Here is a 22,214-nt window from a genome sequence, read left to right as displayed (position 1 = left end):
GAAATGCAAAGGCGCGCCGCCTGTCAGGCGCTCAAAAACCCCGGTTTGCCCGGATACCAGTCCGTGCCAGCCAGCGGGACACGGGCCATGGCGGCGGCTTCCATTGTCAGGGCGCAAAGGTCTTCGGGTTCGAGATTGTGCAGATGGTTGTGACCGCAGGCGCGGGCGATGGTCTGCGCCTCGAGCGTCAGGACCTTGAGGTAGTTGCGCAGCCGCCGTCCCGCATCAACGGGATCAAGCCGAGCGGCCAGCACGGGGTCCTGCGTGGTGATGCCTGCCGGGTCATTGCCTGCGTGCCAATCATCATAGGCCCCTGCTGTGGTGCCCAGCTTTTGATACTCGGCCTCCCACTTCGGATCGTTGTCACCCAGTGCGATCAGCGCAGCGGTCCCGATAGCAACTGCATCTGCACCCAGCGCCATCGCCTTGGCCACATCCGCGCCGTTGCGGATACCGCCCGAGATCACAAGCTGCACCTCGCGGTGAACACCCAGATCCTGCAACGCCTGTACCGCCGGTCGGATACAGGCGAGCGTCGGGATGCCGACATGTTCGATGAATACGTCCTGCGTTGCCGCCGTTCCGCCCTGCATCCCGTCCATGACGACGACATCTGCACCGGCTTTCACGGCCAGCGCGGTGTCATAGTAGGGTCGCGTCGCGCCGACCTTTACGTAGATCGGCACCTGCCAGCCGGTAACTTCGCGAAGCTCCAGGATCTTGATCTCAAGATCATCGGGCCCGGTCCAATCCGGATGCCTGCAGGCGGAGCGTTGATCGATCCCCTTGGGCAAGGTGCGCATCTCTGCCACGCGGTCGCTGATCTTCTGCCCAAGCAGCATACCGCCGCCACCCGGCTTGGCCCCCTGCCCGACCACGATTTCGATGGCATCCGCCTTGCGCAGATCGTTTGGGTTCATCCCATAGCGCGACGGAAGGTACTGATAGACCAGCTTGTCCGAGTGTTGCCGTTCCTCGGGTGTCATGCCGCCGTCGCCCGTGGTCGTAGATGTTCCGGCCGCAGAGGCGCCGCGCCCCAGCGCCTCCTTTGCCGGGCCTGACAGCGCGCCAAAGCTCATCCCCGCAATTGTGATCGGTATATCCAGTGCGATCGGTTTCTTGGCGAAGCGTCCGCCCAAAGTCACCGAGGTGTCGCACCGCTCTCGGTAGCCTTCGAGCGGATAACGCGACACGGATGCGCCCAGAAACAGCAGGTCGTCAAAATGCGGGACGCGCCGTTTCGCGCCACCGCCACGGATGTCGTAAATCCCGGTTTCGGCGGCCCGCCGGATTTCGGCATTGACCGCGTTGCTGAAAGTCTCCGACTGGATCGGAACGGTGCGCGGCGTGGTGTCGTCCATCTGTGTCATCCCGGTTTTCGTCAGTATGCCGTCGATGTGTCGACATCGAAGTTGTAGAGCTGGCGGGCCGAGCCGTAGCGCCGGAACTCTTCCGGTTTGGCATCTGCACCTGCCCGCTCCAGCAAGTCCCTGAGCAACTCAAGATGTTCCGGGCGCATGTCCTTTTCGATGCAATCGGCTCCCAGGCTCTTGACCGATCCGCGCACGAACAGCCGTGCCTCATAGAGGGAGTCCCCAAGCGCATCCCCGGCATCACCGCAGACCACGAGCGTGCCCGCCTGCGCCATGAAGGCGGACATGTGACCGATACTGCCATGCACGACGATGTCGATGCCTTTCATGGAAATTCCGCAGCGAGAACTGGCATTGCCCTTGATGACGAGCAGCCCTCCGTGGCCGGTGGCCCCTGCATATTGGCTGGCATCGCCCTCGACGATGACTTCGCCCGACATCATGTTCTCGGCCACGCCTGGCCCGACCGAACCTTCGACCCGCACCGTCGCTTGCTGGTTCATGCCAGCGCAGTAGTAGCCCGTTGACCCTTTGACGGTGACTTCAATCGGCGCGTCGAGACCCACGGCGATGGCATGGCTGCCCTTGGGGTTGATGACTGCCCATTGGGTCTGGTTCGTGTCGGCGCTTTGCTGATGCAGTGCCGCGTTGAGCCCGCGCAGACCATCTGCTTCCAGATCATAGGTCTGCATGTCACGCCGCCTTGTCGTGCACGGTTTGGCCCCCGTCATGGGACCAGAAGTAGACAGTTGCTGGTTCGGGTTCCCAGACGCGGGCAGTGTCGATGCCGGGTAAATTCACCAGCGCCCGATACTCGCTGCCGAAAGCGACATATTGATCGGTTTCCGCCATGACGGCCGGTTTGCAGGCAATCGGATCACGGACGACGCCGAAGCCGTCCTTTGTACCCACAACAAAGGTGAAGAAGCCATCGAGGTCATCCAGGCTCGATTGCAGTGCCTGGCCGAGGGTCGCTCCGTTCATCATTTTCCACGTTAGATATGCGGCACCCACTTCCGTATCGTTTTCGGTTTGGATCGCAACACCCTGACGGCGCAGCTTGCGTCGCAAGGCGTTGTGGTTCGAAAGTGATCCGTTGTGGACAAGGCACTGATCGCTGCCGGTGTTGAACGGGTGCGCACCCATTGTCGTCACGGCGGACTCGGTTGCCATGCGTGTATGCCCGATGCCGTGAGTGCCCGCCATGCTGCGCAGGTCAAATCGTGCCGCTACATCCTGTGGCAGCCCTACTTCCTTGTAGATTTCGAGTGTCTCGCCACGGCTCATCATCTGAACCGATGGTCGTATTTTCGCCAGCGCTCGCTGTGTGGCATCAAATTGATCGCGGGGAACATGCAACACTGCATGTGTGTCGATCACGGTCTGCGCAACGGTCGTATTCAGTGCGGTACCAAGCTCTTCTGCCAGCCCGTCGAAATCCTGTTCCGGGTTCGGAGATTGCAATGTCAGTTTCAGCTGCCCATCGGTTTCATCCCCGTAGATCGCAATGCCTGCACTGTCCGGACCTCGATCGGTCATCGCAATCAGCATCTCGGTCAGCATATGTCCAAGCTGTGGCGCGAGTGATTGGTCTTTGAGGAATAACCCTACGATTCCACACATGATTGGCAGCGCTCCCCCGCGGTTCAGTGCCTGCAAACGGTAGGTGGAAATCGGATCATCAACAAGAACAAGGGGAAAATTTTTTTCTCTACAGGCAAGTGTATGCTGAATTTCAGAGCACAAGAAGGTGCACCTCGGACCCTATCGCGCAGTTCGGTACGGGCTCAGGAACAAATAGCGCTACTCAATGGCCTCGCGCACTCTGCCGGGTGCGTTTAGTTGGTCTGCGGATAGCTGATCACGGACAAGTAGCGCGCGGGCAGGCGCACCAGGCGCTCGGGTCCGTGGGGTGCATCTGCATCAAAAAACAACGTATCGCCTGGTTTCAACGGATAGACATTGTCGCCGTGCCGATAGTCGACCTCGCCTTCCAGCATGTAGATTGTCTCGATCCCGCCATGTTGAAACGTGGGAAAAACGTCGGACTCGTTGGTCAGCGTGATGAGATAGGGTTCGACAATGACACCCGAGACATTGGCACCAATGTGGCCCAAAAGGCTGTACTGATGATTTGCGCGTGTGCCCTCACGCTCCAGTTCCACCCCTTGACCAGCCTTGGTGTGCACTGCTTCGCGTCGCTCTTCGAACTGGCGAAAAAAGCTGGTGAGCGGCACCGAAAGCGCATCAGCTAAAAGCTGCAGAGTGTTCAGTGATGGTGAAGTGTTGCCATTTTCGATCTTCGACAACATGCCGAGCGAAAGCCCTGTTTTGCGTGCGAGTTCAGCGACCGTTGTGTTCTGCTGCTTACGTTGGGCGCGCACCTCGCGACCGATCGCAATCTCTAGGACCTTCTCGCGCGCGCCAGTTTGTCCCGCGTGGGGATCTTGCGTTAACTGTGTTGCTACGCTCGCCTCGCGCCGTTTGTTGTTCATCGCACCGTCACGCTGCAAAAACTCAAGGATATGACCTCAACATCAATTGCAGCCTGATGGTCAAAACAAAGGATGAAGGCCTCGGATTCTCTTCACTGATAGGAAAAACCTGTCCGATAGGAAAGCACTTGAGGGCCAGATGAGGATGCTGATCAACACAGGCGAATATCTTGGTCTAGGACGCCTGTTGTCGCTGCCAAAGCTGTGCAAAGAGGCCTCTTCCCAATCGCAATGCGTCTGGCGCGCCGTCCTCTACGATCCTGCCCTCGTCTAAGACGACCACCCGATCCATCTTTGCCAATGTGGACAAACGGTGTGCAATGACGATCACCGTTTTGCCTTCCATCACCGCGTGCAACGCGCTTTGAATCTCCGCCTCAACTGCGCTGTCGAGGGCCGAGGTCGCCTCATCAAGGACAAGAATTGGCGCGTCTTTCAGAATGACGCGGGCAATTGCGATGCGCTGACGCTGTCCGCCGGAAAGCGTGACACCCCGCTCACCGACATGGGCGTCGTATCCTTGCCGTCCCGCGCTGTCGCGCAAGTCCAAAATGAAATCATGGGCCTTGGCTTGTGTTGCCGCGCGGATCATGTCTGCTTCGGTTGCATGTTCGTTGCCGTATAGCAGGTTTTCACGGATTGACCGGTGCAGGAGCGAGCCGGTCTGGCTGACCATGCCAATCTGTTTGCGTAGACTGCGCTGCGTCAGCTCGGCAATTGGGACCCCGTCAATCCGAATTTGCCCGTGCTCGGGATCCTGAAATCGCATCAGCAGGTTGGCGAGTGTGGATTTCCCGGCACCGGATCGACCCACAAGGCCGAGTTTCTGGCCAGCGGGGATTTTCAAGGACACCCCGCCCAGCCCACCCCCATCCTTGCCATGTCGATGGGTGACATTTTCAATGGAAATCTCGCCTGCGCGGCGCGGCAAGGCGGTGGCGCTGGGTGCATCGGTGATCAGGTGTGGCGCCGCGATCGAGCGCAAACCCTCCTGAATGATACCGCTGTTTTCAAACAATCGGATGGTCACCCACATGATCCACGTGCTCATCCCGTTAAGGCGGATTGCCAATGCAGACGTGGCCGCGACTTCGCCAACCGATACTGTGCCTTGCATCCAGAACCAGATTGCGGGTCCTACAAGTATCAGGATGAGCACACCGTTGATCGCATTCATCCCGAAGGCGAGAATGGTCATCAGCCGCAAGAACCGCTGAAAGCGCAGGCGCAGACGGCGCAGGGCCGACAGCGCGTAACCCTGCTCTTGCCTGTCATCCGCAAACAGCTTGACCGTCTCGATGTTGCTGTAGGCGTCCACAACCCGCCCCGTAGCCAGGGACCGCGCGTCTGCCCATCGCTCAGATGCTGTCCCGACCCGTCGTGCGATGTGGCGGACGTAGAAGGCGTAGCCAACAACCCAAAGGACGAGGGGCAGTGCCAGGCGGATGTCGATTTGGCCGAGGATGACGGCTGCCCCGACGATGTAGGTAACGCTGAACCAAAGCCCCTCGAACGTCATGTGCACGCTGTCCTGCACCGCCGGACCCATCTGCATCACCCGGTTCGACAATCGCCCGGCAAAGTCGTTTTGGAAGAACCCGACCGATTGGCCCAAAAGGTGCTTGTGCGCACGCCATCGCACCTGTTCCTGCAGGTTTGATGACAGCGTCTGTTCAAGCAGCAGGTAGTTGAGCGTCACGAGTGCGGGCCGGACCACAAGCACGACAAACAACGCCAACAGCACTTCGGTGCCATGCTGGTCCCAGAACGCCGCCGGTCCGCTGGTGCTCATCAAATCGATGAGGCGCCCGGAATAGAAAATCAGCCCGCTCTCCATCAGCGCGGTCAGAAGTCCGACAAGGGCGATCCACGGCAGCCACCTGCGATAGGGTTCAAGTTGCGTCCGCACATACCCAAGAACGGTGCCCGGAGGTGGGCCCTCCACTGCACCGGCAAACGGATCGATCCGGTTTTCGAAAAAGCGAAACAGCATGGCAGGCTGTGTCAGGATGCGTTCTGCAAAGGTGTGGCTCGGGCTGCAACTGTCTTTTGAAGCTCGGCGCAGTCGCGTTTCAACGTGTTGAAGACATCGCTGCCGAACCATTCGAGCGACACTGATGCATCAGGCTCTTCGGCAAGATCGCGCAGAAGCGGGCCATAGTCCATCTCTCCGTCCAGCAGCGGCACGATCCCGTCTCGCGACCCGGCCGCATCATAGATGTTGTTTGGTGCAAAGACAGGCAGCGCGGATCGCGACGCGATGTTCTTGAAGTGGTAGTTGCGGATCTTTGGCCGCAGCACCTGCCGTGCAGTGCGGGGATCATCGCCACCCTCCCAGACATGCAGTGCGTCGAAATTTACGGCAAGGGCGGCGTGGTCAACCTCCTCCAGCAGTCGGACAGTGGATGCGAGCGTATCGGCCAAGGTACCGGGATGGGTTTCGACCAGCAGATATGCATCTTGTTCGGCTGCCTGTGCGCATGCGTCCCGCAACGCCTTGGTCAAGTCGGCGCGGTCAGGATCGGACGTGTCATCGCTGCCGTTCCGACCGACGAAGGTGCGGATGTTGTTTGTTCCCCAGCGCCGGGCTTGATCAAGCGCCGCAGCTGTTTTTCGATGCAACGCATCGGGCCTGTCCAAAGGAAGGTAGTCGCTGACCATGGGAACACGCAGTCCGAAGCCTGCCAACCAACGCGCATCATGGCCGGTTGCGAAGGGGATATGCCTTGCATGCGCCCCCCAGATCTCGATCCCGTGGAACCCGTTTCGGCTGGCCCAGTCCGCGATCTGTTCCAGGCTGACAAGATGGTGGCGGAACGTGATCGTGCAAAGCGAGATCTTCATTGGTCTGCTCCTGTCATGACGAGGGCAACTTCACCCGACGCGAAGGTCGAGACTTGCCATTTGACGAACCAGGCTTTCAGCCCGGCCTTGATTTGGGTTTCGCGTTGATCCAGCACGTCGAGAGCGGAAAAGACTTGTGCAGCCAGTGCGGGGTCTCCGGAGGCGGAGAGTTTGGTGATCTTGTATTGGAGCGACCGGAACCCCTGGTGCAGTGCTTCGATCTCGTCGCACCACTCTTCGAACTCCTGATCGGGCAATCCTAGCGCGCGCCAGAACACCGCAAACCCATGTTCATAGGCGTATTTGCGGATCGCGAGCACGGGCAGTTCGCGCAAGGCCTGTGCAAGATCGGTGTGATCCAGCGGTTCCGCCGGATCGAGATGCGCACGCACGATCTGGCGCGTGGCATCAATCATCGGGTTTCGTTTCTCCAGAAAGACCGCTTCGAAATAGGCACGCAAATCCTCGTCTCGAGGGGCACGCGCCTCGGCCCGGTCAAAGATATAGCCGCCCGCCACTGTGGGCTGCGCAATGGCATGCAGTATTGTCGTGCGGGCCAACACTCCTTCCCATCGGTAGTCCGGGTCGTGCATGAACCACCGGTCAGCGTCAGGTGTCTTTTCGATCATGACATAGTGGGGGAACGGGTTCTGGTTGAACTTATTCTCCCGCTCGGGAAGGTGATACATATCCAGCATCACCATCAGATGCTCCGTGCTGCGTTTGTTCGCCAGAAGCCGTTCGAAACGCGCAATGTTTTCGGCCTTGGTCTGGTCCTTGTTGTACCAACCGATCACATTGACGCCGTAAAGACGCCTGAACCAATGACGGAAGTGGTCATGCTTCACCGATGGCCCGTGATAGGACAGGCGATAGGCATCATCGACTTCGAACCCGGTGTCCCAGACCCCGAAATAGAACGGCCTGTGGTCCAGTCCCGGGCAGGCCTTGATTGCGGCACTCAGGCAACTGACGACGCAGTGGACCTTGATATCGATCTCTTCCTCATCATCGGTTTCGGGGGCGATGGACCGCCCCATGAGAAAGGCAGTCAGGTCGCGGACGGTACCGATGCCCGACTTGCTCATTTCCCGTTCCGGCACCTCGACGCCATGGATCGTCTCGAGATGCAGCAGCAGGTGCAGGAGCAGCACCGAGTCCAGATGCAGATCCTCGTTCAAGCGCGCGTCGGGGCCGAATTCGTCCATATGTGAATTGGCCATTGGGCCGCGTAGAGTGTTTTCAATTGCTGTAAGGATATGCGCGTCGTTCATGTGGACGCCTCCAGATCAGCGAACTGACGGGCAACGTCGCGGCGGTTGATCTTGCCATTTGCCTCACGCGGGAGGCGTGGCACGGCGTGAAGCGTGGCGGGTAACTGATATGGCGCCAGTCTTTGCATCAGCCACTGTCGCAGTTCGTTTGGTGCGACCCCGGCCCCTTCGAACATGAGACTGACACGGTCACCCCCCAACGCATCCTTGCGTGCAAAGGCCAGCGCGTCGCCGACACCCTCCATCGAAAGGGCCGCTTGCTCTACCTCCTGTGGGTAGACGTTGAAGCCCGCAACATCGATGACGTCATCCTGCCTCGCGACGAAGACGAGCATACCGTCCGATGTCAGATATCCGAGATCACCTGTGTCGATCACGTGCTGCCCGTCATGGACGGTGATGGGAGCGGGTGCAGAAGGGTCGCCGCTCGTCTTCAGATCGAAGTGGGGAAGCGGGTAGCCAACTGCTGCGGCATCCTGAAGGTCGGGGTTGATTGCAATACAACCTGCTTCCGAACAGCCGTATTGCTGAAACAGGTGCTTGGTCTTGGACCGGATCTGCTCGAACCAGGGCTTCGACAGGATCGTGCCGGATGTCATGGCAGCGTAAATTGGTTGGTCAGAGGGCGTGAACGCTGCCAGCGTGTGCAGCATCGCCGGAGACGTGTAGAGCAAAGGGGCACGTATCTCGCGCAGGCGGCGCAGGATGTATTTCGGGTTGAGCGTATCGACGACGACAGGCATCTGACCGCGCTCAAGCGCCACCATGACACCTGCGATCAGGCCATAGGAATGCGTGATCGGGCAGGCAATGACAGGCGTCATGTCCGCAGGGTCCGGGAATGCCGACACATAGCTTTCCAGCTCGCGGCGTACCTGATCCCAACTGCGGGTGATCACTTTTGGCGCACCGGTGGTGCCTGAACTCATTTGCACCAGAACGCCGCCCGACGGCTCCTTGGCATTTTGCAATTCATGCACTCCCGCTTCGGTGACAAGTCGATCGCATCCCGCCTGAACGGCCATATCGCGGGCTTTGGTCGCGGGAATGGTGGGATGGATCGGAAACACCCCGGCCCCTGCCCACCACAGAGCCAGGATATGGCTCAAGGCATTGTCTGTTTGTTGCAGATGAATTGCATAGCGATGAGTGTCGGGGTTGACGTAGGCCTTTGCAGGCAAGGGCGCGATATCGGTATGCCGGTCGTTCAGAACGAACATCGGTTATCCTTTCATTTCGCTCAGCGGATTGGAAACGGTGTGGCGAAACACGCCCGCCCCACCATTCAGCTTGAGGTTCATCAGAGACTCAGTGGAAATGCGCGGCGCGAACGGTTTGAAGGCTGCTTGACGCTCCTTCAAACCATGGCGCGCGACATGCTGGTCGATCACCGTCCGTGCCCGCTGCCAAAACAGGGCTTCGGCCAGCCCGTAGTGGCGCTGCAGAAGCGCGGCCACCTCGGACAGGTTGTAGATAAAGAGGGTATCCATCACCAATTCGCGCAGATCTTCGGCACAGGCCATGCGATGGAAGCGGCCCGGTTCAGCGGCGTCATAGACGGGATCGATGACTGTCAGATCAGGAACCAACTCCGGTTGTGACAGCAGGTTGGGAACGTATTCGACACTTTCATGGAAGTCCCTTGCGACCAACCCGACCGGCCATCCATTGTCATGTTCCAACAGCAGGTTCTGGCCATGCGCCTCAAGCCCGATCCCATGCGCCACCATCAGGTGCCATACCGGCAAGATCACCATGCGCAGCAATTGATCGACCCAAATGTGTAGCCCATGCTTGTTTATCCACGGGTGAATGAGCGGATCGCCTGAGCTTTCCGTGACCGCCAAGGCGTTCAGTGGCACCAATCGACCAGAGTCCAGACCAACGCTTTGTGGGCTTTCGCGATAGAGCACCGCGAGGTGCCCGGCCAAAGGTGTTTCCCGTCCAACAATGATCCCGGCATATTCTCGCAGCAGCCTCAGACCACACGCATCGTGGAATACCGGATCACTTTCAACGATGGCGGCCAGCCACTTGCTGATCGCCGGGGCAACGCACACTGAGTGCGGTTCCATGATCCTCAGGGACGATGTGTTGCGCATTGCCATTGCGGTCTTCACATGCGCGCGCTCCGGGTGGTCGACATTCGCAAGCGTGCGCACCGACTGCGTGGCGCTGTAGCGATCACCGAAAGCGCCCAATGGCGTGATGCGCCCGGCGTCGCGCCAGGCCCGATAGGTCGCGTCGCCTTGCAAAGCGCGCGCCTGCCATGGGTGCACTGGAATCAGGCAATGCGCCGCAAGTGTCACGCCTTTCGCGGTCGCCTGCGCACACAATTGCAGCCTTGTTGCCGCATCCAACTCTGTCGCGAGGAAGCCATCGGGCAGGACTTGATCAACCAGCGTCTGGTCCACGGCCAGCCACTCCAGCTGAAAAGAGCGTCCGGCTTCCGGCCCGTAGCTCATGTGGTCTGCGTCTGAAAACCCGCTGCGGGCCTTGAAACAGGGATGGTACGGATGCCCCTCGTCCAGTGCGCTTTCCAGTGCGTTGCAATCCATTTCTGTGCGCGGACCACGCTGCCGGACCAGCGGTGCAGTCAAGTCGGTCAATACCTCGGTGCGCCGCAAATCCTCAGCCAACTCCTCGCGGATGGTGTCCGACATCGGTGCAGCAGCAAGCACGTCGGAGACGGACGCCGTTCTCCAACCCGTCGTATGCCGTATCTGCACGGATCCCGGCGTGATCCTGGGGCGGTCAAAACCGCCCTCGGCGATCTTTGCCCGGAACGTCGCATTGCCCCATGTCCAGTATCCTATACCCACTCTCGGCGCCGGGTTGCACAGACCCTCGAACACAAAGGCTTCGCACAACTGGCGCAGCACGCGGTCGCCGGTGGTTTCATGGCGCACGGCCTCATGCACGGACATGACAATCCTCCGCGGCTGACATTGCGAGTGGGTTTGCCAAACGGACGTAGACAGCCTTTTCCCCGTCGGCCTGCAATTCGTCCACGTCATGCAGACGGGTCAGCAAGTTACCCTTGGCAGGCAGATGGTCGGCATTCAGGACAAACTTTACGAAGCCTGCGGCGGGACCCTTGGCCAGCGTTCCGACCTCCTGCAGAAAGGCACGAAACCGCGTGACCAGCGCACTTTCGTCGGCCAGACCGTCACGGCCCAACCGGCTGATGATGGAAAACACCTGATTGACGATGAGATAGTAGCAATAGCGTTCGTTGATCTCGGCCTCTGCAAAGCAGAGTGCCTTGATGTTCCGTAGGCTCGGCTCCAGTCCGGAGAGAGTGTCCAGCAGTGTGTCGGCGACATAGTACCCCTGATTGTCGCGGAAGAACGCTCGGGTGGGCAAACCGCTCCCAATGTCGAGAAGACTGTTCTGCTGATGAGCCTCAAGCGCGATGCCCCAACGTTCGTACAGATCCAGAGCAGGCCGCACGGCGCAGTCCAGGTATGCTTTGAACCATCGCAGCGCGATCTTGCTGGGCAGGCTGTTTTCCCGCCGAGACAAGTCCATTACACTCCTTGAAAGGAGTGAGTGCTGTCCGGGCAGTGGATCGGCGGTCAAGGCCGCTATGGTGACGACACCGTCACCCGCCTGGCCCATGAACGGATTTTCACGAAAGATCACTTCGAAACCGCTTTCACTACAATCCGGCAGGCTCAATGTGACGAAGGCGGGGTCGTTGATGATCTGGAACCGCGGCGACAGCGGCCCGATCTTCTTCAGCAAACGCGCCATGACGACTCCCGCTTCCAACTCGTGATGGAGGTTCACGCGATGCGAGTTCGTGATTTTCACCGGAAGCGAAAACTTCAACATCCATCGATAATCGGACGCATAGACGGTGCGCACTGATGAGGTTGCAGCGAATTTGCCGCCTCGTAGGCCCAGGTTTCGAAGATGCCCTGCAGCAATCAGGGCCTGTACTTCCGGCCTGAGAAGCATTGCCTGCGCCTGCAATGGATGCAGCGGGATCACCGTTTCATCAGGGCCAATGTCGTCAAGTGCGAGCCCCGGGATGTCCGCTAGCAAAGCGTGCGTGCTTTGCGCGTCCGCAGACCCCGCTTCAACGAGGGTGTTGTCAGCGGCGAAGTAGTGCAGTTGGAACGAATTCCGGAATTCGGGGGCATAGACAGCTTGCTGCCAATCGGTCATGCCTTCGCGGCTTTTTGGTGTGGGGTGAAGCCAATGACCGAAATGCAGGCCCTGCTCTGCCGACAGGAAGCTGGCGCTTGGGCCGCGTGCATTCTGACCGAGCTTGCTGATCTGGTCGTAGCTGTTGAGAACACGCCGCATGAGTTCAAGCATTCCATTGCTGTCAGCACCGGAAATCCTGGCCTCACATTCCATCAGAAGCATCGTGATGACTTGAGCCGGATGTGCCGGGCGCCACATCTTGACGGTTTGATCGAATATGGTCACGGTCCCGAAGTCGTGAGGACCAACCAGCGACCAATACGTCACTTCCGCCCGCAAGCGGGCGCAACTTTCCGGTAGCGCAAATTCCATTGCCATGGGCGCAGAACGGTCATCGGCACGCGGTATACTGCCTGGGCACACTTCGCGGATGTAGCAATTGAGCAATCCTTTGAGCGTCGCACGTTCTGCGCAGGCTTGTGAAATGGCGGCGGGCGGTTGAGTTTGCGAGAGTTCCAGAGATGGCGCCGAGGGTGCGGCGCTTTCCGGGATCTGTAAAACTGTCGAGTGCATCTTTGCATACCTCCTGCACTGATCGAGATAACCCTGCGAGCGTGGTCGGGTCGGATTCGATCAGATCGTTTCAATGTCGGGGTAGCTGGGGCGGTTTGCCTGGCTCAGTCCGCGAGGGACATCAACGCATATGCGACCTGCGCTGCAGTAAAGTCTGAAACCGCACTTGCGGCGGTGGGCGCGAGTTCGACCACATCACACCCAACCAAACGGCGCCCTTTGAGGGCGTGTCGCAAGAGGTTGAGTGTCTGGTAGTAGCCAAGACCTCCAGGCACGGGTGTGCCCGTATCCGGCAGAATGGACGGGTCGAGGCCGTCCACATCGAAGCTGATGTAGATGTCCTTGGGAAAGTCGGGCGGCAGATCAACAGCCTGCACGTTGCCGACGACGAGTTCCTCTGCATCCTTGTAGAAAACACCAGCCGATTTGCGGCGGTCCATTTCCTCCTGACACAGTGCACGGGCACCGAATTGGGCCAGCGCCACACCTTCTTCTTCGACCAGAAGCTGCATGACGGAGGCATGGGAGTGACGCTCGCCCAGATAGGCGCGGCGCAGATCCGCATGTGCGTCGATCTGAACGATACCGATTGGCCGTGTCAGCGCACGGGAAATACCACGCACGGCGCCGTAGCTCAGCGCATGTTCTCCACCCAGAACGATGGGAATTGCGCCCGCACGGACCGAGCCCTCTGTGCGCGCGGCGATGGCTTCCATCACGTCCGGCAACGCACCGGTGCATTCGACAGGTTCCTGTGTGGCGATGCCGCGTGTGCAAGCTTCGGACCCGGCAAAGAACCGTTCCAACTGTGTACTTGCCTCAAGGATTGCGGCTGGCCCCTGCGCCGTTCCCGCACCGTAGGACACAGTGCGTTCCAGCGGCACCGGGATCACTTGGAAACGTGCGGTTCGTACATCGCGCTCGTCGTCAGTCAGTTCGCCGGCCAGGAAATGCATCATGACAGTCGCCTCGCGAAGTCATCGTAGCCGAAGGTTCGGATCATCCGCAGATCGTCGGTATCCGAGTTCCAAAGCGCGATCCCCGGCAGCGGCACGCCGTTGAATGTGTTGGTCTTGACCATTGAATAGTGCGCTTGATCCAGGAAAGCGATCCTGTCACCGGGGCTCAGCGGCGCGACGGGCATGTAGTCACCGATCACATCCCCGGCAAGGCAAGATGGACCGCCAATGCGGACAGGCGCGCCTTCCTTCCGTTCGCCCAAGAGATCGGGGCGATAGGGTGCCTCGATCACATCGGGCATGTGGCAGGTGGCGGAGATATCGGTGATCGCTAGCGCCATGTCGTTCTGCGCCACATCCAGCACCTCGCCCACGAGTATCCCCGCATGCAGCGCGACTGCCTCTCCTGGCTCAAGAAAGACCTCGATGTCATACTGCGCGCGGATGCGGCGAACGAGGCCGATCAGACCGTCGCGGTTGTAGTCAGGCATTGTAATGTGGTGGCCACCGCCAAGGTTGAGCCATTTCATCCGTGGCAGCCAGCTTGCAAGGTGAGGTTCGACCGCTTCCCATGTGCGCAAAAGGGGCTCGAACCCTTGTTCGCACAGAGTATGCATATGCAGCCCCTCAATCCCGTCCAGATCGGCGTCGGACATCTGAGACACGGGTGCGCCAAGACGCGAGCATGGCGCCGCCGGGTCGTATTTCGGGTTCCACCCTTCCGAGTGTTCTGGGTTGATACGCAGCCCGATGCTGACGTTCTCACCCCCCGTCCGCGCCGCCTCGATCTCTGGTGCAAAACGACGGTGCTGCGCGGGCGTGTTGAAGATCAGGTGATCGGAAAGCCCGATGATCTCGGGCAGTTCACGGTCTTTGAACCCTGCGCAATAAGTGCTGACCAGACCTGTGTACCTCTCCCGGCCCAATCGCGCTTCGAAGAGGCCCGAAGCGCAAGTTCCGGCAAGGTACCGATCCACCAGCGGGGCGAGCGCGAACATTGAAAACGCCTTGAGCGCCAACAGGATCTGCGCGCCCGATTGCTCGGACATGTCTTGAAGGATGGAAAGGTTGCGCTCCACCGCCACCTCGTCAACGACAAAGCAGGGCGACGGGACCCGGGATAAGTCGAGCCGCGCAAAGCCTTGCCGTGAGAGATCGACGATATTCACGTTCAGAACACCGGATGCGCGTCGAGTTCTACGACTTGCCAGGGCAGGCCATTGGTGTTGAGCATGTCCATGAAGGCATCGGGATCGAGTTGCTCGGTGTTCCAGACACCGGGCGCCTTCCATATCCCCTTCAGCATCATGGCTGCGCCGATCATCGCTGGAACACCGGTAGTGTAGGCCACGGCCTGACTGCCCACTTCGGCAAAGCATTCCTCGTGATCGCAGATGTTATAGATGTAACAGGTCTTTTCACCCTCGGCGGTCGGTCCGGTGATGATGTCGCCGATGCAGGTCTTGCCCTTCGTCAGTTCGCCAAGATCGCTTGGGTCAGGCAGCACGGACTTCAGAAACTGCAGCGGAATGATCTCCTGCCCCTCGTGCATGACCGGATCAATGCGGGTCATACCCACATTCTGCAGAACGGTGACATGGTTGATGTAGGCATCACCAAAGGTCATCCAGAACCGTGCGCGCTCGACCTCGGGGAAGTGGGTTTTCAGGCTTTCTAGTTCCTCGTGATACATGAGATACATGTTCTTTTCGCCCACTTCGGGAAAGTCGAAGGCGACTTTGCGCGTCATGGCCGGGGTTTCGACCCAATCGCCATTCTCCCAATGGCGGGCAATGGCAGTGACCTCGCGAATGTTGATTTCCGGATTGAAATTGGTGGCAAAGGGCTTGCCGTTATCACCGCCATTGCAATCGAGAATGTCGATCAAACGGATGCCGTCCAGCTTGTGCTTGCGCACCCATGCGGCGAAAATCGACGTCACACCCGGATCAAACCCCGATCCCAGAACGGCGCTCAGCCCGGCCTCCTTGAACCGATCCTGATAGGCCCACTGCCAACTGTATTCGAACTTGGCGTCGTCTTCCGGCTCGTAATTCGCGGTATCGAGATAGTGTATACCCGCCTCCAGACAGGCATCCATCAGCGCAAGATCCTGGTAGGGCAGCGCAAGATTGACCAGCAATTCCGCCCCACTCTCCCGGATCAGAGCAACCGTGGCCGCCACATCCATGGCATCCACCTGCGTTGTCTTGATCGTGACGCCCGTGCGCTTCCGCACGTTTGCAGCGATGTCCTCGCACTTTGACAGGGTGCGGCTGGCCAGGGTGATGTCAGTGAAAATCTCCGGGTTCATCGCCATCTTCATGACCGCGACAGCGCCGACGCCACCGGCCCCAATCACTAAAACACGTCCCATGTATACATCCTCGTTCATCAGTTAGCGGTCAGCGGAAAAGTAGGTGGAGCCAGCGAGGCCATCCTTGTAGGCAGCCATGATCATACGGCGTTCATCAGCATCGACATGTCCCTCTTTCACAGCCCTTTCGACCGTCTTGCGAAATGTCGTAAGGCATGTTTGCGGATCGTATTCGACATAGGACATCACCTCAGAGATCCGGTCGCCTTCGGTCTCGTGCTCAATGTCAAAACCGCCCTCTGGATCAAGCGAGATGGTGACCACGTTTGGATCGCCGAACAGGTTGTGCAGATCACCGAGGGTCTCTTGGTAAGCGCCAACAAAGAACACGCCGATGTGGTAGTCTTCGCCCTCGCGCAGCGCGTGCACAGGCAATGCGGAAGCCATCCCATCAGCCAATACGAAACGTTCAATCTTGCCATCGCTGTCACAGGTCAGATCCGTCAGGATCGCCCGTCGCGTGGGTACCTCGTCCAAGCGGCTTAGGGGCATAACGGGATGCACCTGATCAATTGCCCAGACATCCGGCAAGGATTGAAACAACGAGAAGTTGCCATGGTAGTGGTCCACGAAACCGGACAATTGCTGGTCAATCAGCCCGGAAAAGCCATCCTGGGCACCTACATGTTTGAATCTCGACAGCAGGAACAGAAAGGCTTGCTCAGCCCGCGCCATCAAGTGAAGCCCAATTTGCCCATGGCGAAACAAGGTCCGGATTTCGTCGCGATAATAGATCGCGTCGTTCAGCGCCTCCTGCAACCGATCACTTTCGACATAGCTTTCCACCGCCAGCAGATCACTCAGTAGGTGATGATCGTCCGATGTGACCATGGGTCGTTCGGGCGTGTCGTACAGCGTGGCGTCAAGGACATTGAAAACGAAAATCGCCGATTGCGCGGCAATGAAACGACCGCTTTCCGTGACGATGGTCGGATGCGGCAACCCTGCCTCCTCCATCGCATAAAACACGCTTTCGACGAGGTTTGCGCAGTATTCCTTGACCGTATAGTTGATTGAATTTTCATCCGCCTGCCGCGCGCCGGTGTAGTCCAGCCCCAGCCCACCGCCCAGATCCAGGTATCGTAGAGGCGCGCCCATGCGTGACAGTTCGGTATAAAAACGGCAGGCTTCTGTTGCTGCGCGTCGCACGTCCATGATGTCCGGTACCTGCGATCCGACATGAGTGTGCTGCAGGACGAGGCAATCCATCATCTCGGTCTCTTCCAGCCGGGCAGTCAATTTCAAGAGGTCCAGCGCGCTTATGCCAAAGACAGAGCGATCTCCCGAGGAGGCCTGCCACTTGCCGGTTACGGTCTCTGTCAGCTTGATGCGTACTCCGAGCCGCGGGCGCAGCTCCAAGTCCTCGGCAATCCGGTGGACAGTCTCAAACTCCTGCAGGCTTTCCAGCACGATCACTGTGTTGAAACCCAGCTTCTGTGACAGCATCGCAAGACGCATGAACCCCGCGTCCTTCGCTCCATTGCATATCAACAAAGCTTCGGGCGACATGGACTGTGCCAGTGCGATCAGGAGTTCCGGTTTCGATCCAACCTCCAGCCCGAAATGGGCCTCTCGGCCCACCTCGACCACGCGCTCCACAATCTCGGGCTGCTGATTCACCTTGATGGGAAAGACCCCGCGGTAGCATCCCTTGTAGCGAATGTCCCGGATGGCTGCGGCAAAGGCCTCGTGCAGCCGCGTCAACGAGCGATCAAGAAAGGGCTGTACCCGAAGTAAAAGCGGTGCCGGGATGCCACGCCTTTCCAGCGCTTCCAGGATCACTGGCAAGGACACCGGCGGCGCGGTGAGATGACTTGGGTTTTTCAATGCCAAGTCGCCGGACGGTGTCACACAGATCAGACCGTCCGACCACCGGTCAACACCGTAGATTGCGGCGGCACCGGATGACGGTATCGCCGCGCCTTTGGGCGCAATCGTCGCCACATCATCAGAAATGTCAGCAAGGGTGTTCATACGCCGCCTCGTGTCCATCAGAAGCTTGGTGGTCACCGATGCAAAGCGTGTTCGGCTGGGCCTACCGGGCGTATTTGCCTATGGCCTAAACCTCAATCTCAGATTGTGCAAGCGGTTGGTTGCAAAATCTTTGGCGCGCGCAGAAAACCACCGAAGCCGGAGCTAACCTGTTTATAGAGTTGAATTATTTTGTGAATCATCTAATTCTGATTAAAATAATCAGGAAAATGAGCATGATATCTCTTACCGGCACCTATGATACCCCGAATGGATCGCGCTATCTTCAACAGCTGTGCAAGCATTTCGCCCACAAGGTTGAGGCGCAGTGCACCGAAAATAGCGGCTTTGCAGCCTTGGGCTTCGGTGACACGACCTTTGTTGCCACAGATAGTGCACTGGTCATCACCATCGCTCTCAAAGGTGGTGAAGATCCAATGGACGCGCAGCGCATGATCGATGCGCATCTGGTACGCTTCGCCTTTCGCGAAGAGTTTGAAACGATGTCGTGGTCCATCGACGCACACGCCGCACACCACTGACACATTTACCCGACCCGTCGAATCCGCTAACGGGGCTCCACAACCTAAACGCAAAGCCAGTCCCAGCCATGCGTGCCAGCCTGCATGAGGACTAAATGCTTCGCTTTACTGCCACCATCGCAGCACTTTTTGCATTCGGCACCGCCGCACATTCCCAAACCACCACCATTGAAACCTATTCGGGCCAGGTTGAGGTCACCCCTTTGCCCCAAACCATCGCCGTGATGGATTTTGCCATTCTCGACACGCTCGAAGCGCTGGATGTCAGCGCCGACGGTGTCGTTGGCCCACCCATGCTCGACTACCTGACGGACGCCATGGACGGTGCGGCCCCCATGGGGACACTGTTCGAACCCGATTACGAAGCCATCGCTGCTCTTGCTCCCGACCTTATCCTGGCCGGTGGGCGCTCGTCCAAAGTGGTACCCGATCTCGCTCGCGTTGCACCTACGGTGGACATGACCATCTGGGAGGATGTCGTGGGTCAGGGCCTTGACCGGCTGGCAGCCTATGGAACGATCTTCGGCAAGGAAGATCAGGCCGCTGCATTGGCTGCAACGTTCAACGCAAGGCTCGATACGCTTGCAGCCGCTTTGGAAGGTAACGGCAATGCTCTCATCGTTATGACCAATGGTCCGAAGGTATCTGCTTACGGTGCCGAAAGTCGCTTCGGATGGCTTCATACGGATTTGGGCCTGCCCCCGACTGTCGAGACGGTCGAAGAGAGTACGCACGGCGAAGCCATCAGTTTCGAATTCATCCGGGATGCCAATCCGGACATTCTGCTGGTCATCGATCGCATGTCCGCCATCGGTGAAGACGGTGCCAGCGCGCGTGCCGCGTTGAACAACCCGCTGGTGCACGAGACCAACGCGTGGAAAAATGACAGGGTCGTCTATCTCAGTTCTGCGCCGATCTACCTGGCCGGCGGTGGCATCCAGTCGATGATGCTGACGTTGGATGAAATCGCTGCTGCACTGACGGATCTATGACCACATGAGGTTGGGCCTGTTGCTGGGCGGAGGGCTTTTCGTTCTCGGCCTGCTATCGCTCTTTGTCGGGGTTATCCCGCTGCAACCCGTTGATCTGCTGCGCGATCCGGCGGCATGGGAGTTGCTGCGCGACAGCCGCGTGCCGCGCACCCTGGCTGTAGTGATCACTGGTGGCGCATTGGCAGTTTGCGGCGCTCTGCTGCAAAGTATGGTGCGCAATCGGTTCGTGGAGCCGATGACCACCGGTACTGGACAAGGTGCTGCGCTCGGCATTCTCTTTGCCACATGGGCTGCACCGGAAGCCGGTTTGCTCACCAAGATGGCGGTTGCCTCAACCACGGCTCTACTGGCCAGCGTCGGCTTTTTGCTCATCATTCAGCGGCTGCCACCGACACAACCGCTGCTCATCCCATTGGTGGGGTTGATCTATGGGGGCGTGCTGGGGGCTGGCGTCACCTTCATCGCGTACCAGGGTGACCTGATACAGTACATCGACGTTTGGATGAACGGAGAGTTCTCTGGCGTGTTGCGTGGGCGCTACGAGCTGCTGTGGGTGGCTGCTTTTGTGGCCGTACTGACCTACATGGCAGCAGATCAGTTTGCGATCCTGGGCCTGGGGCGCACGGCCAGCATCAACCTCGGTTTGAACTATGAGCAGGTGATGATCGTGGGCTTGCTTGCGATATCCGTCGTAACGGCGCTGGTCGTGGTAACCGTGGGCGCTATCCCATTCCTTGGCCTCGTTGTGCCAAACATCGTGGCGCGCTACGCAGGTGACAATTTACGGCGTACGCTGCCGCTGATTGCGAGTGGTGGCGCCGCGCTGGTTCTGGCGTCCGATGTCATCGGTCGCCTTCTGCGGCACCCTTTCGAGATTCCAGTGGGCACGGTCATGGGCATCCTCGGTGCGGTGATTTTCCTTTGGCTTCTGTATCGCCCCAGATCCCATGCGCTCTAGGCCGGTTCTCTATCTCAGTCTGGTGCTCGCTGTATGTGTCGTCTTGTACATGACGGTCGGTGCCAAAGGTGCATGGAGTTTCGTCCTTCCGTTTCGGGGCGGCAAGCTGGCCGGCCTGCTGTTGGTGGCGCTGGCAATCTCCACCTCTACGGTGCTGTTTCAGACCGTGTCGGGCAACCGCATCCTGACGCCATCGATTGTCGGGTTTGATGCCCTATATGGCCTGATCTTGACCGGGCTGGTGTTTTTTCTGGGGGCGCAGACAACGATAAGCCTGCCGCCAATTGCCGTGTTTGGATTGAACACCGGTCTTTTGATGTCTGGAGCTGTCCTGTTGTTCGGAACGCTGATTGTGCAGACCCGTGGCGATCTGCTGCGTATGATCCTGACGGGCATCATATTTGCCACGCTCTTTCGTGCATTGACTGCGTTTTGGCAGCGCATGATCGACCCAAACGAGTTTCAGGTCATTCAGGGCGCATCCTACGCGCGGTTTAACCGGATCGAGACCGACTTGTTGCCGCTCGCCGCACTACTCAGCTTTGGCGTCCTGGCGATGGCCTGGCACAAGCGGCGGCAATGGGATGTGCTTGCCCTTGGCCATGATGCGGCGACCAATCTGGGTGTGCGGGTCAGACGCGAAACGGTGCTTGCACTGTTGCTGATTGCAGCGCTCGTCTCGGTGTCCACTGCGCTGGTTGGGCCGGTTGCGTTCCTCGGCCTCCTCGTGGTCAGCCTCGCAAGGCTGATTGATCCGTCCGTGACCCACGCGCGCCTGCTGCCGATTGCCGCGTTGGTCTCGGCCATCACACTCGTCGGAGGACAGTTGGTGATGGAGCGTGTGTTTGCCCTTTCCACACCGCTGTCCGTGGTTGTGGATCTGCTGGGTGGTTTGCTTTTCTTCTTCCTCTTGCTCAAGGGCCGTTTTCGATGATCTCGATCCGCAACGTGACCTACGACATCGCTGGTAAGCCTGTTCTGTGCGATGTCTCGCTTGATTTGCCGCGACATGGAGTTACCGCGCTGATCGGCCCTAACGGTGCGGGAAAGTCCACTTTGCTGTCGCTGGTGGCTCGACTGATGCCGCTGCAATCGGGTGGAATTGACATAGATGGGCAAGACATCACGACCTGTGACACGGGTGCGCTTGCTCGGGTTTTGTCGATCCTGCCGCAAATTCAGGACGCGGCACCACGCCTCACGGTTTCGGACCTGGTCGCCTTCGGTCGCTACCCGCACTCCCGTGGCCGCCTCACGGCCGAAGATCATCGGATTGTCGACAATTCCCTCGACGCTTTTCGGCTCTCAGACATGCGCAACCGGGCGCTCGAAACACTGTCGGGTGGGCAAAGGCAAAATGCACTTCTTGCCATGATCTTTGCCCAGGGCACGGATTACCTGCTTCTGGACGAGCCGCTGAACAATCTCGATATCGCGGCCGCGCGTGGCCTGATGACGCAGCTCCGCACGCTTGCGGATGAACAGCAGCGTTCGATCGTCATCGTCCTGCACGATATCAACTATGCACTGGCCTATGCCGATCATCTCGTGGTGATGACCGAAGGGCGTGTCGCCGCCACAGGCAGCCCGAAAGAGGTGATTTCCCAGGACCTGATCAACCGTATCTACAGGACAGATGCGGCGGTCATCGCGATTGGTGACCGCCGCCTGGTAGATGTGGGGCCCTAGAGCCCCACAGGA

General features: G+C 58.9%; 19 protein-coding genes. 5 read left to right on the top strand and 14 right to left on the bottom strand.

What is annotated here, in order from left to right:
• Nucleotides 1–23: 23 nt before the first annotated feature.
• From KUV51_RS18390 to speA, 14 genes are all read right to left on the bottom strand, one after another.
• Nucleotides 24–1,361, bottom strand: coding sequence for an FMN-binding glutamate synthase family protein (locus KUV51_RS18390; protein WP_222522908.1), 1,338 nt, complete (start codon nt 1,359–1,361; stop codon nt 24–26).
• A gap of 20 nt (nt 1,362–1,381) precedes the next feature.
• Nucleotides 1,382–2,065: a protein GlxC gene (locus tag KUV51_RS18385; protein ID WP_222522907.1), complete on the bottom strand. Its 684-nt coding sequence runs from the start codon at nt 2,063–2,065 to the stop codon at nt 1,382–1,384.
• Nucleotide 2,066: 1 nt separating this feature from the next.
• A complete protein-coding gene (locus KUV51_RS18380; RefSeq protein ID WP_222522906.1) occupies nt 2,067–2,996 on the bottom strand; it encodes a class II glutamine amidotransferase in 930 nt (309 codons plus the stop codon).
• Between the two features lie 215 nt (nt 2,997–3,211).
• Nucleotides 3,212–3,868: a helix-turn-helix domain-containing protein gene (locus KUV51_RS18375; RefSeq protein ID WP_222522905.1), complete on the bottom strand. Its 657-nt coding sequence runs from the start codon at nt 3,866–3,868 to the stop codon at nt 3,212–3,214.
• Between the two features lie 175 nt (nt 3,869–4,043).
• Nucleotides 4,044–5,858, bottom strand: coding sequence for an ABC transporter ATP-binding protein (locus tag KUV51_RS18370; RefSeq protein ID WP_222523075.1), 1,815 nt, complete (start codon nt 5,856–5,858; stop codon nt 4,044–4,046).
• 14 nt (nt 5,859–5,872) lie between these two features.
• A complete protein-coding gene (locus tag KUV51_RS18365; protein ID WP_222522904.1) occupies nt 5,873–6,712 on the bottom strand; it encodes a sugar phosphate isomerase/epimerase family protein in 840 nt (279 codons plus the stop codon).
• Complete coding sequence (locus KUV51_RS18360; protein ID WP_222522903.1) at nt 6,709–7,986, bottom strand: DUF6005 family protein; 1,278 nt, start codon at nt 7,984–7,986, stop codon at nt 6,709–6,711. The genes KUV51_RS18365 and KUV51_RS18360 overlap by 4 nt, the downstream gene beginning before the upstream one ends.
• On the bottom strand, nt 7,983–9,206 hold the full coding sequence (locus KUV51_RS18355) for an AMP-binding protein (RefSeq protein ID WP_222522902.1): 1,224 nt from the start codon (nt 9,204–9,206) through the stop codon (nt 7,983–7,985). The genes KUV51_RS18360 and KUV51_RS18355 overlap by 4 nt, the downstream gene beginning before the upstream one ends.
• 3 nt (nt 9,207–9,209) lie before the next feature.
• Nucleotides 9,210–10,913 carry an IucA/IucC family protein gene (locus tag KUV51_RS18350; protein WP_222522901.1) on the bottom strand — a complete coding sequence of 568 codons (1,704 nt, stop codon included), beginning with the start codon at nt 10,911–10,913 and terminating at the stop codon, nt 9,210–9,212.
• On the bottom strand, nt 10,900–12,519 hold the full coding sequence (locus KUV51_RS18345) for an IucA/IucC family protein (RefSeq protein ID WP_261385924.1): 1,620 nt from the start codon (nt 12,517–12,519) through the stop codon (nt 10,900–10,902). The genes KUV51_RS18350 and KUV51_RS18345 overlap by 14 nt, the downstream gene beginning before the upstream one ends.
• A 299-nt stretch (nt 12,520–12,818) precedes the next feature.
• Complete coding sequence (speB, locus tag KUV51_RS18340) at nt 12,819–13,673, bottom strand: agmatinase (RefSeq protein ID WP_222522899.1); 855 nt, start codon at nt 13,671–13,673, stop codon at nt 12,819–12,821.
• Nucleotides 13,670–14,842: a carboxynorspermidine decarboxylase gene (locus KUV51_RS18335; RefSeq protein WP_222523091.1), complete on the bottom strand. Its 1,173-nt coding sequence runs from the start codon at nt 14,840–14,842 to the stop codon at nt 13,670–13,672. The genes speB and KUV51_RS18335 overlap by 4 nt, the downstream gene beginning before the upstream one ends.
• 2 nt (nt 14,843–14,844) lie before the next feature.
• On the bottom strand, nt 14,845–16,050 hold the full coding sequence (locus KUV51_RS18330; protein WP_222522898.1) for a saccharopine dehydrogenase family protein: 1,206 nt from the start codon (nt 16,048–16,050) through the stop codon (nt 14,845–14,847).
• A gap of 21 nt (nt 16,051–16,071) precedes the next feature.
• The gene (gene speA, locus KUV51_RS18325; RefSeq protein WP_261385923.1) at nt 16,072–18,024 is read right to left on the bottom strand and encodes a biosynthetic arginine decarboxylase; all 1,953 of its coding nucleotides are present in this window, start codon (nt 18,022–18,024) and stop codon (nt 16,072–16,074) included.
• A 119-nt stretch (nt 18,025–18,143) separates the two neighbouring features.
• On the opposite strand from speA, the gene KUV51_RS18320 reads away from it, so the two are divergent.
• The 5 genes from KUV51_RS18320 to KUV51_RS18300 all read left to right on the top strand — a co-directional run bounded on the left by KUV51_RS18320 (nt 18,144) and on the right by KUV51_RS18300 (nt 22,202).
• The gene (locus KUV51_RS18320; RefSeq protein ID WP_261385922.1) at nt 18,144–18,563 is read left to right on the top strand and encodes a DUF2218 domain-containing protein; all 420 of its coding nucleotides are present in this window, start codon (nt 18,144–18,146) and stop codon (nt 18,561–18,563) included.
• A 95-nt stretch (nt 18,564–18,658) separates the two neighbouring features.
• Nucleotides 18,659–19,555, top strand: coding sequence for a siderophore ABC transporter substrate-binding protein (locus KUV51_RS18315; protein ID WP_222522897.1), 897 nt, complete (start codon nt 18,659–18,661; stop codon nt 19,553–19,555).
• Nucleotides 19,556–19,559: 4 nt separating this feature from the next.
• On the top strand, nt 19,560–20,513 hold the full coding sequence (locus KUV51_RS18310) for an ABC transporter permease (protein ID WP_222522896.1): 954 nt from the start codon (nt 19,560–19,562) through the stop codon (nt 20,511–20,513).
• Between the two features lie 49 nt (nt 20,514–20,562).
• A complete protein-coding gene (locus KUV51_RS18305) occupies nt 20,563–21,447 on the top strand; it encodes an iron chelate uptake ABC transporter family permease subunit (RefSeq protein WP_261385921.1) in 885 nt (294 codons plus the stop codon).
• Nucleotides 21,444–22,202, top strand: coding sequence for an ABC transporter ATP-binding protein (locus KUV51_RS18300; RefSeq protein WP_222522894.1), 759 nt, complete (start codon nt 21,444–21,446; stop codon nt 22,200–22,202). The genes KUV51_RS18305 and KUV51_RS18300 overlap by 4 nt, the downstream gene beginning before the upstream one ends.
• Nucleotides 22,203–22,214: the final 12 nt, after the last annotated feature.

Origin of the sequence: Tateyamaria omphalii (assembly GCF_019802125.1) — a bacterium.
Taxonomy (GTDB): domain Bacteria; phylum Pseudomonadota; class Alphaproteobacteria; order Rhodobacterales; family Rhodobacteraceae; genus Tateyamaria; species Tateyamaria omphalii_B.
Note: the sequence above shows the minus strand (reverse complement) of the source record. Positions and strands in the feature narration are given on the sequence as shown.

Coding starts and splice junctions, on each gene's coding strand:
- KUV51_RS18390 (WP_222522908.1), bottom strand. CDS start 1,361: ATGGACGACACCACGCCGCGCACCGTTCCGATCCAGTCGGAGACTTTC.
- KUV51_RS18385 (WP_222522907.1), bottom strand. CDS start 2,065: ATGCAGACCTATGATCTGGAAGCAGATGGTCTGCGCGGGCTCAACGCG.
- KUV51_RS18380 (WP_222522906.1), bottom strand. CDS start 2,996: ATGTGTGGAATCGTAGGGTTATTCCTCAAAGACCAATCACTCGCGCCA.
- KUV51_RS18375 (WP_222522905.1), bottom strand. CDS start 3,868: ATGAACAACAAACGGCGCGAGGCGAGCGTAGCAACACAGTTAACGCAA.
- KUV51_RS18365 (WP_222522904.1), bottom strand. CDS start 6,712: ATGAAGATCTCGCTTTGCACGATCACGTTCCGCCACCATCTTGTCAGC.
- KUV51_RS18360 (WP_222522903.1), bottom strand. CDS start 7,986: ATGAACGACGCGCATATCCTTACAGCAATTGAAAACACTCTACGCGGC.
- KUV51_RS18355 (WP_222522902.1), bottom strand. CDS start 9,206: ATGTTCGTTCTGAACGACCGGCATACCGATATCGCGCCCTTGCCTGCA.
- KUV51_RS18350 (WP_222522901.1), bottom strand. CDS start 10,913: ATGTCCGTGCATGAGGCCGTGCGCCATGAAACCACCGGCGACCGCGTG.
- KUV51_RS18345 (WP_261385924.1), bottom strand. CDS start 12,519: ATGGCAATGGAATTTGCGCTACCGGAAAGTTGCGCCCGCTTGCGGGCG.
- speB (WP_222522899.1), bottom strand. CDS start 13,673: ATGATGCATTTCCTGGCCGGCGAACTGACTGACGACGAGCGCGATGTA.
- KUV51_RS18330 (WP_222522898.1), bottom strand. CDS start 16,050: ATGGGACGTGTTTTAGTGATTGGGGCCGGTGGCGTCGGCGCTGTCGCG.
- speA (WP_261385923.1), bottom strand. CDS start 18,024: ATGAACACCCTTGCTGACATTTCTGATGATGTGGCGACGATTGCGCCC.
- KUV51_RS18315 (WP_222522897.1), top strand. CDS start 18,659: ATGCTTCGCTTTACTGCCACCATCGCAGCACTTTTTGCATTCGGCACC.
- KUV51_RS18310 (WP_222522896.1), top strand. CDS start 19,560: ATGAGGTTGGGCCTGTTGCTGGGCGGAGGGCTTTTCGTTCTCGGCCTG.
- KUV51_RS18305 (WP_261385921.1), top strand. CDS start 20,563: ATGACGGTCGGTGCCAAAGGTGCATGGAGTTTCGTCCTTCCGTTTCGG.
- KUV51_RS18300 (WP_222522894.1), top strand. CDS start 21,444: ATGATCTCGATCCGCAACGTGACCTACGACATCGCTGGTAAGCCTGTT.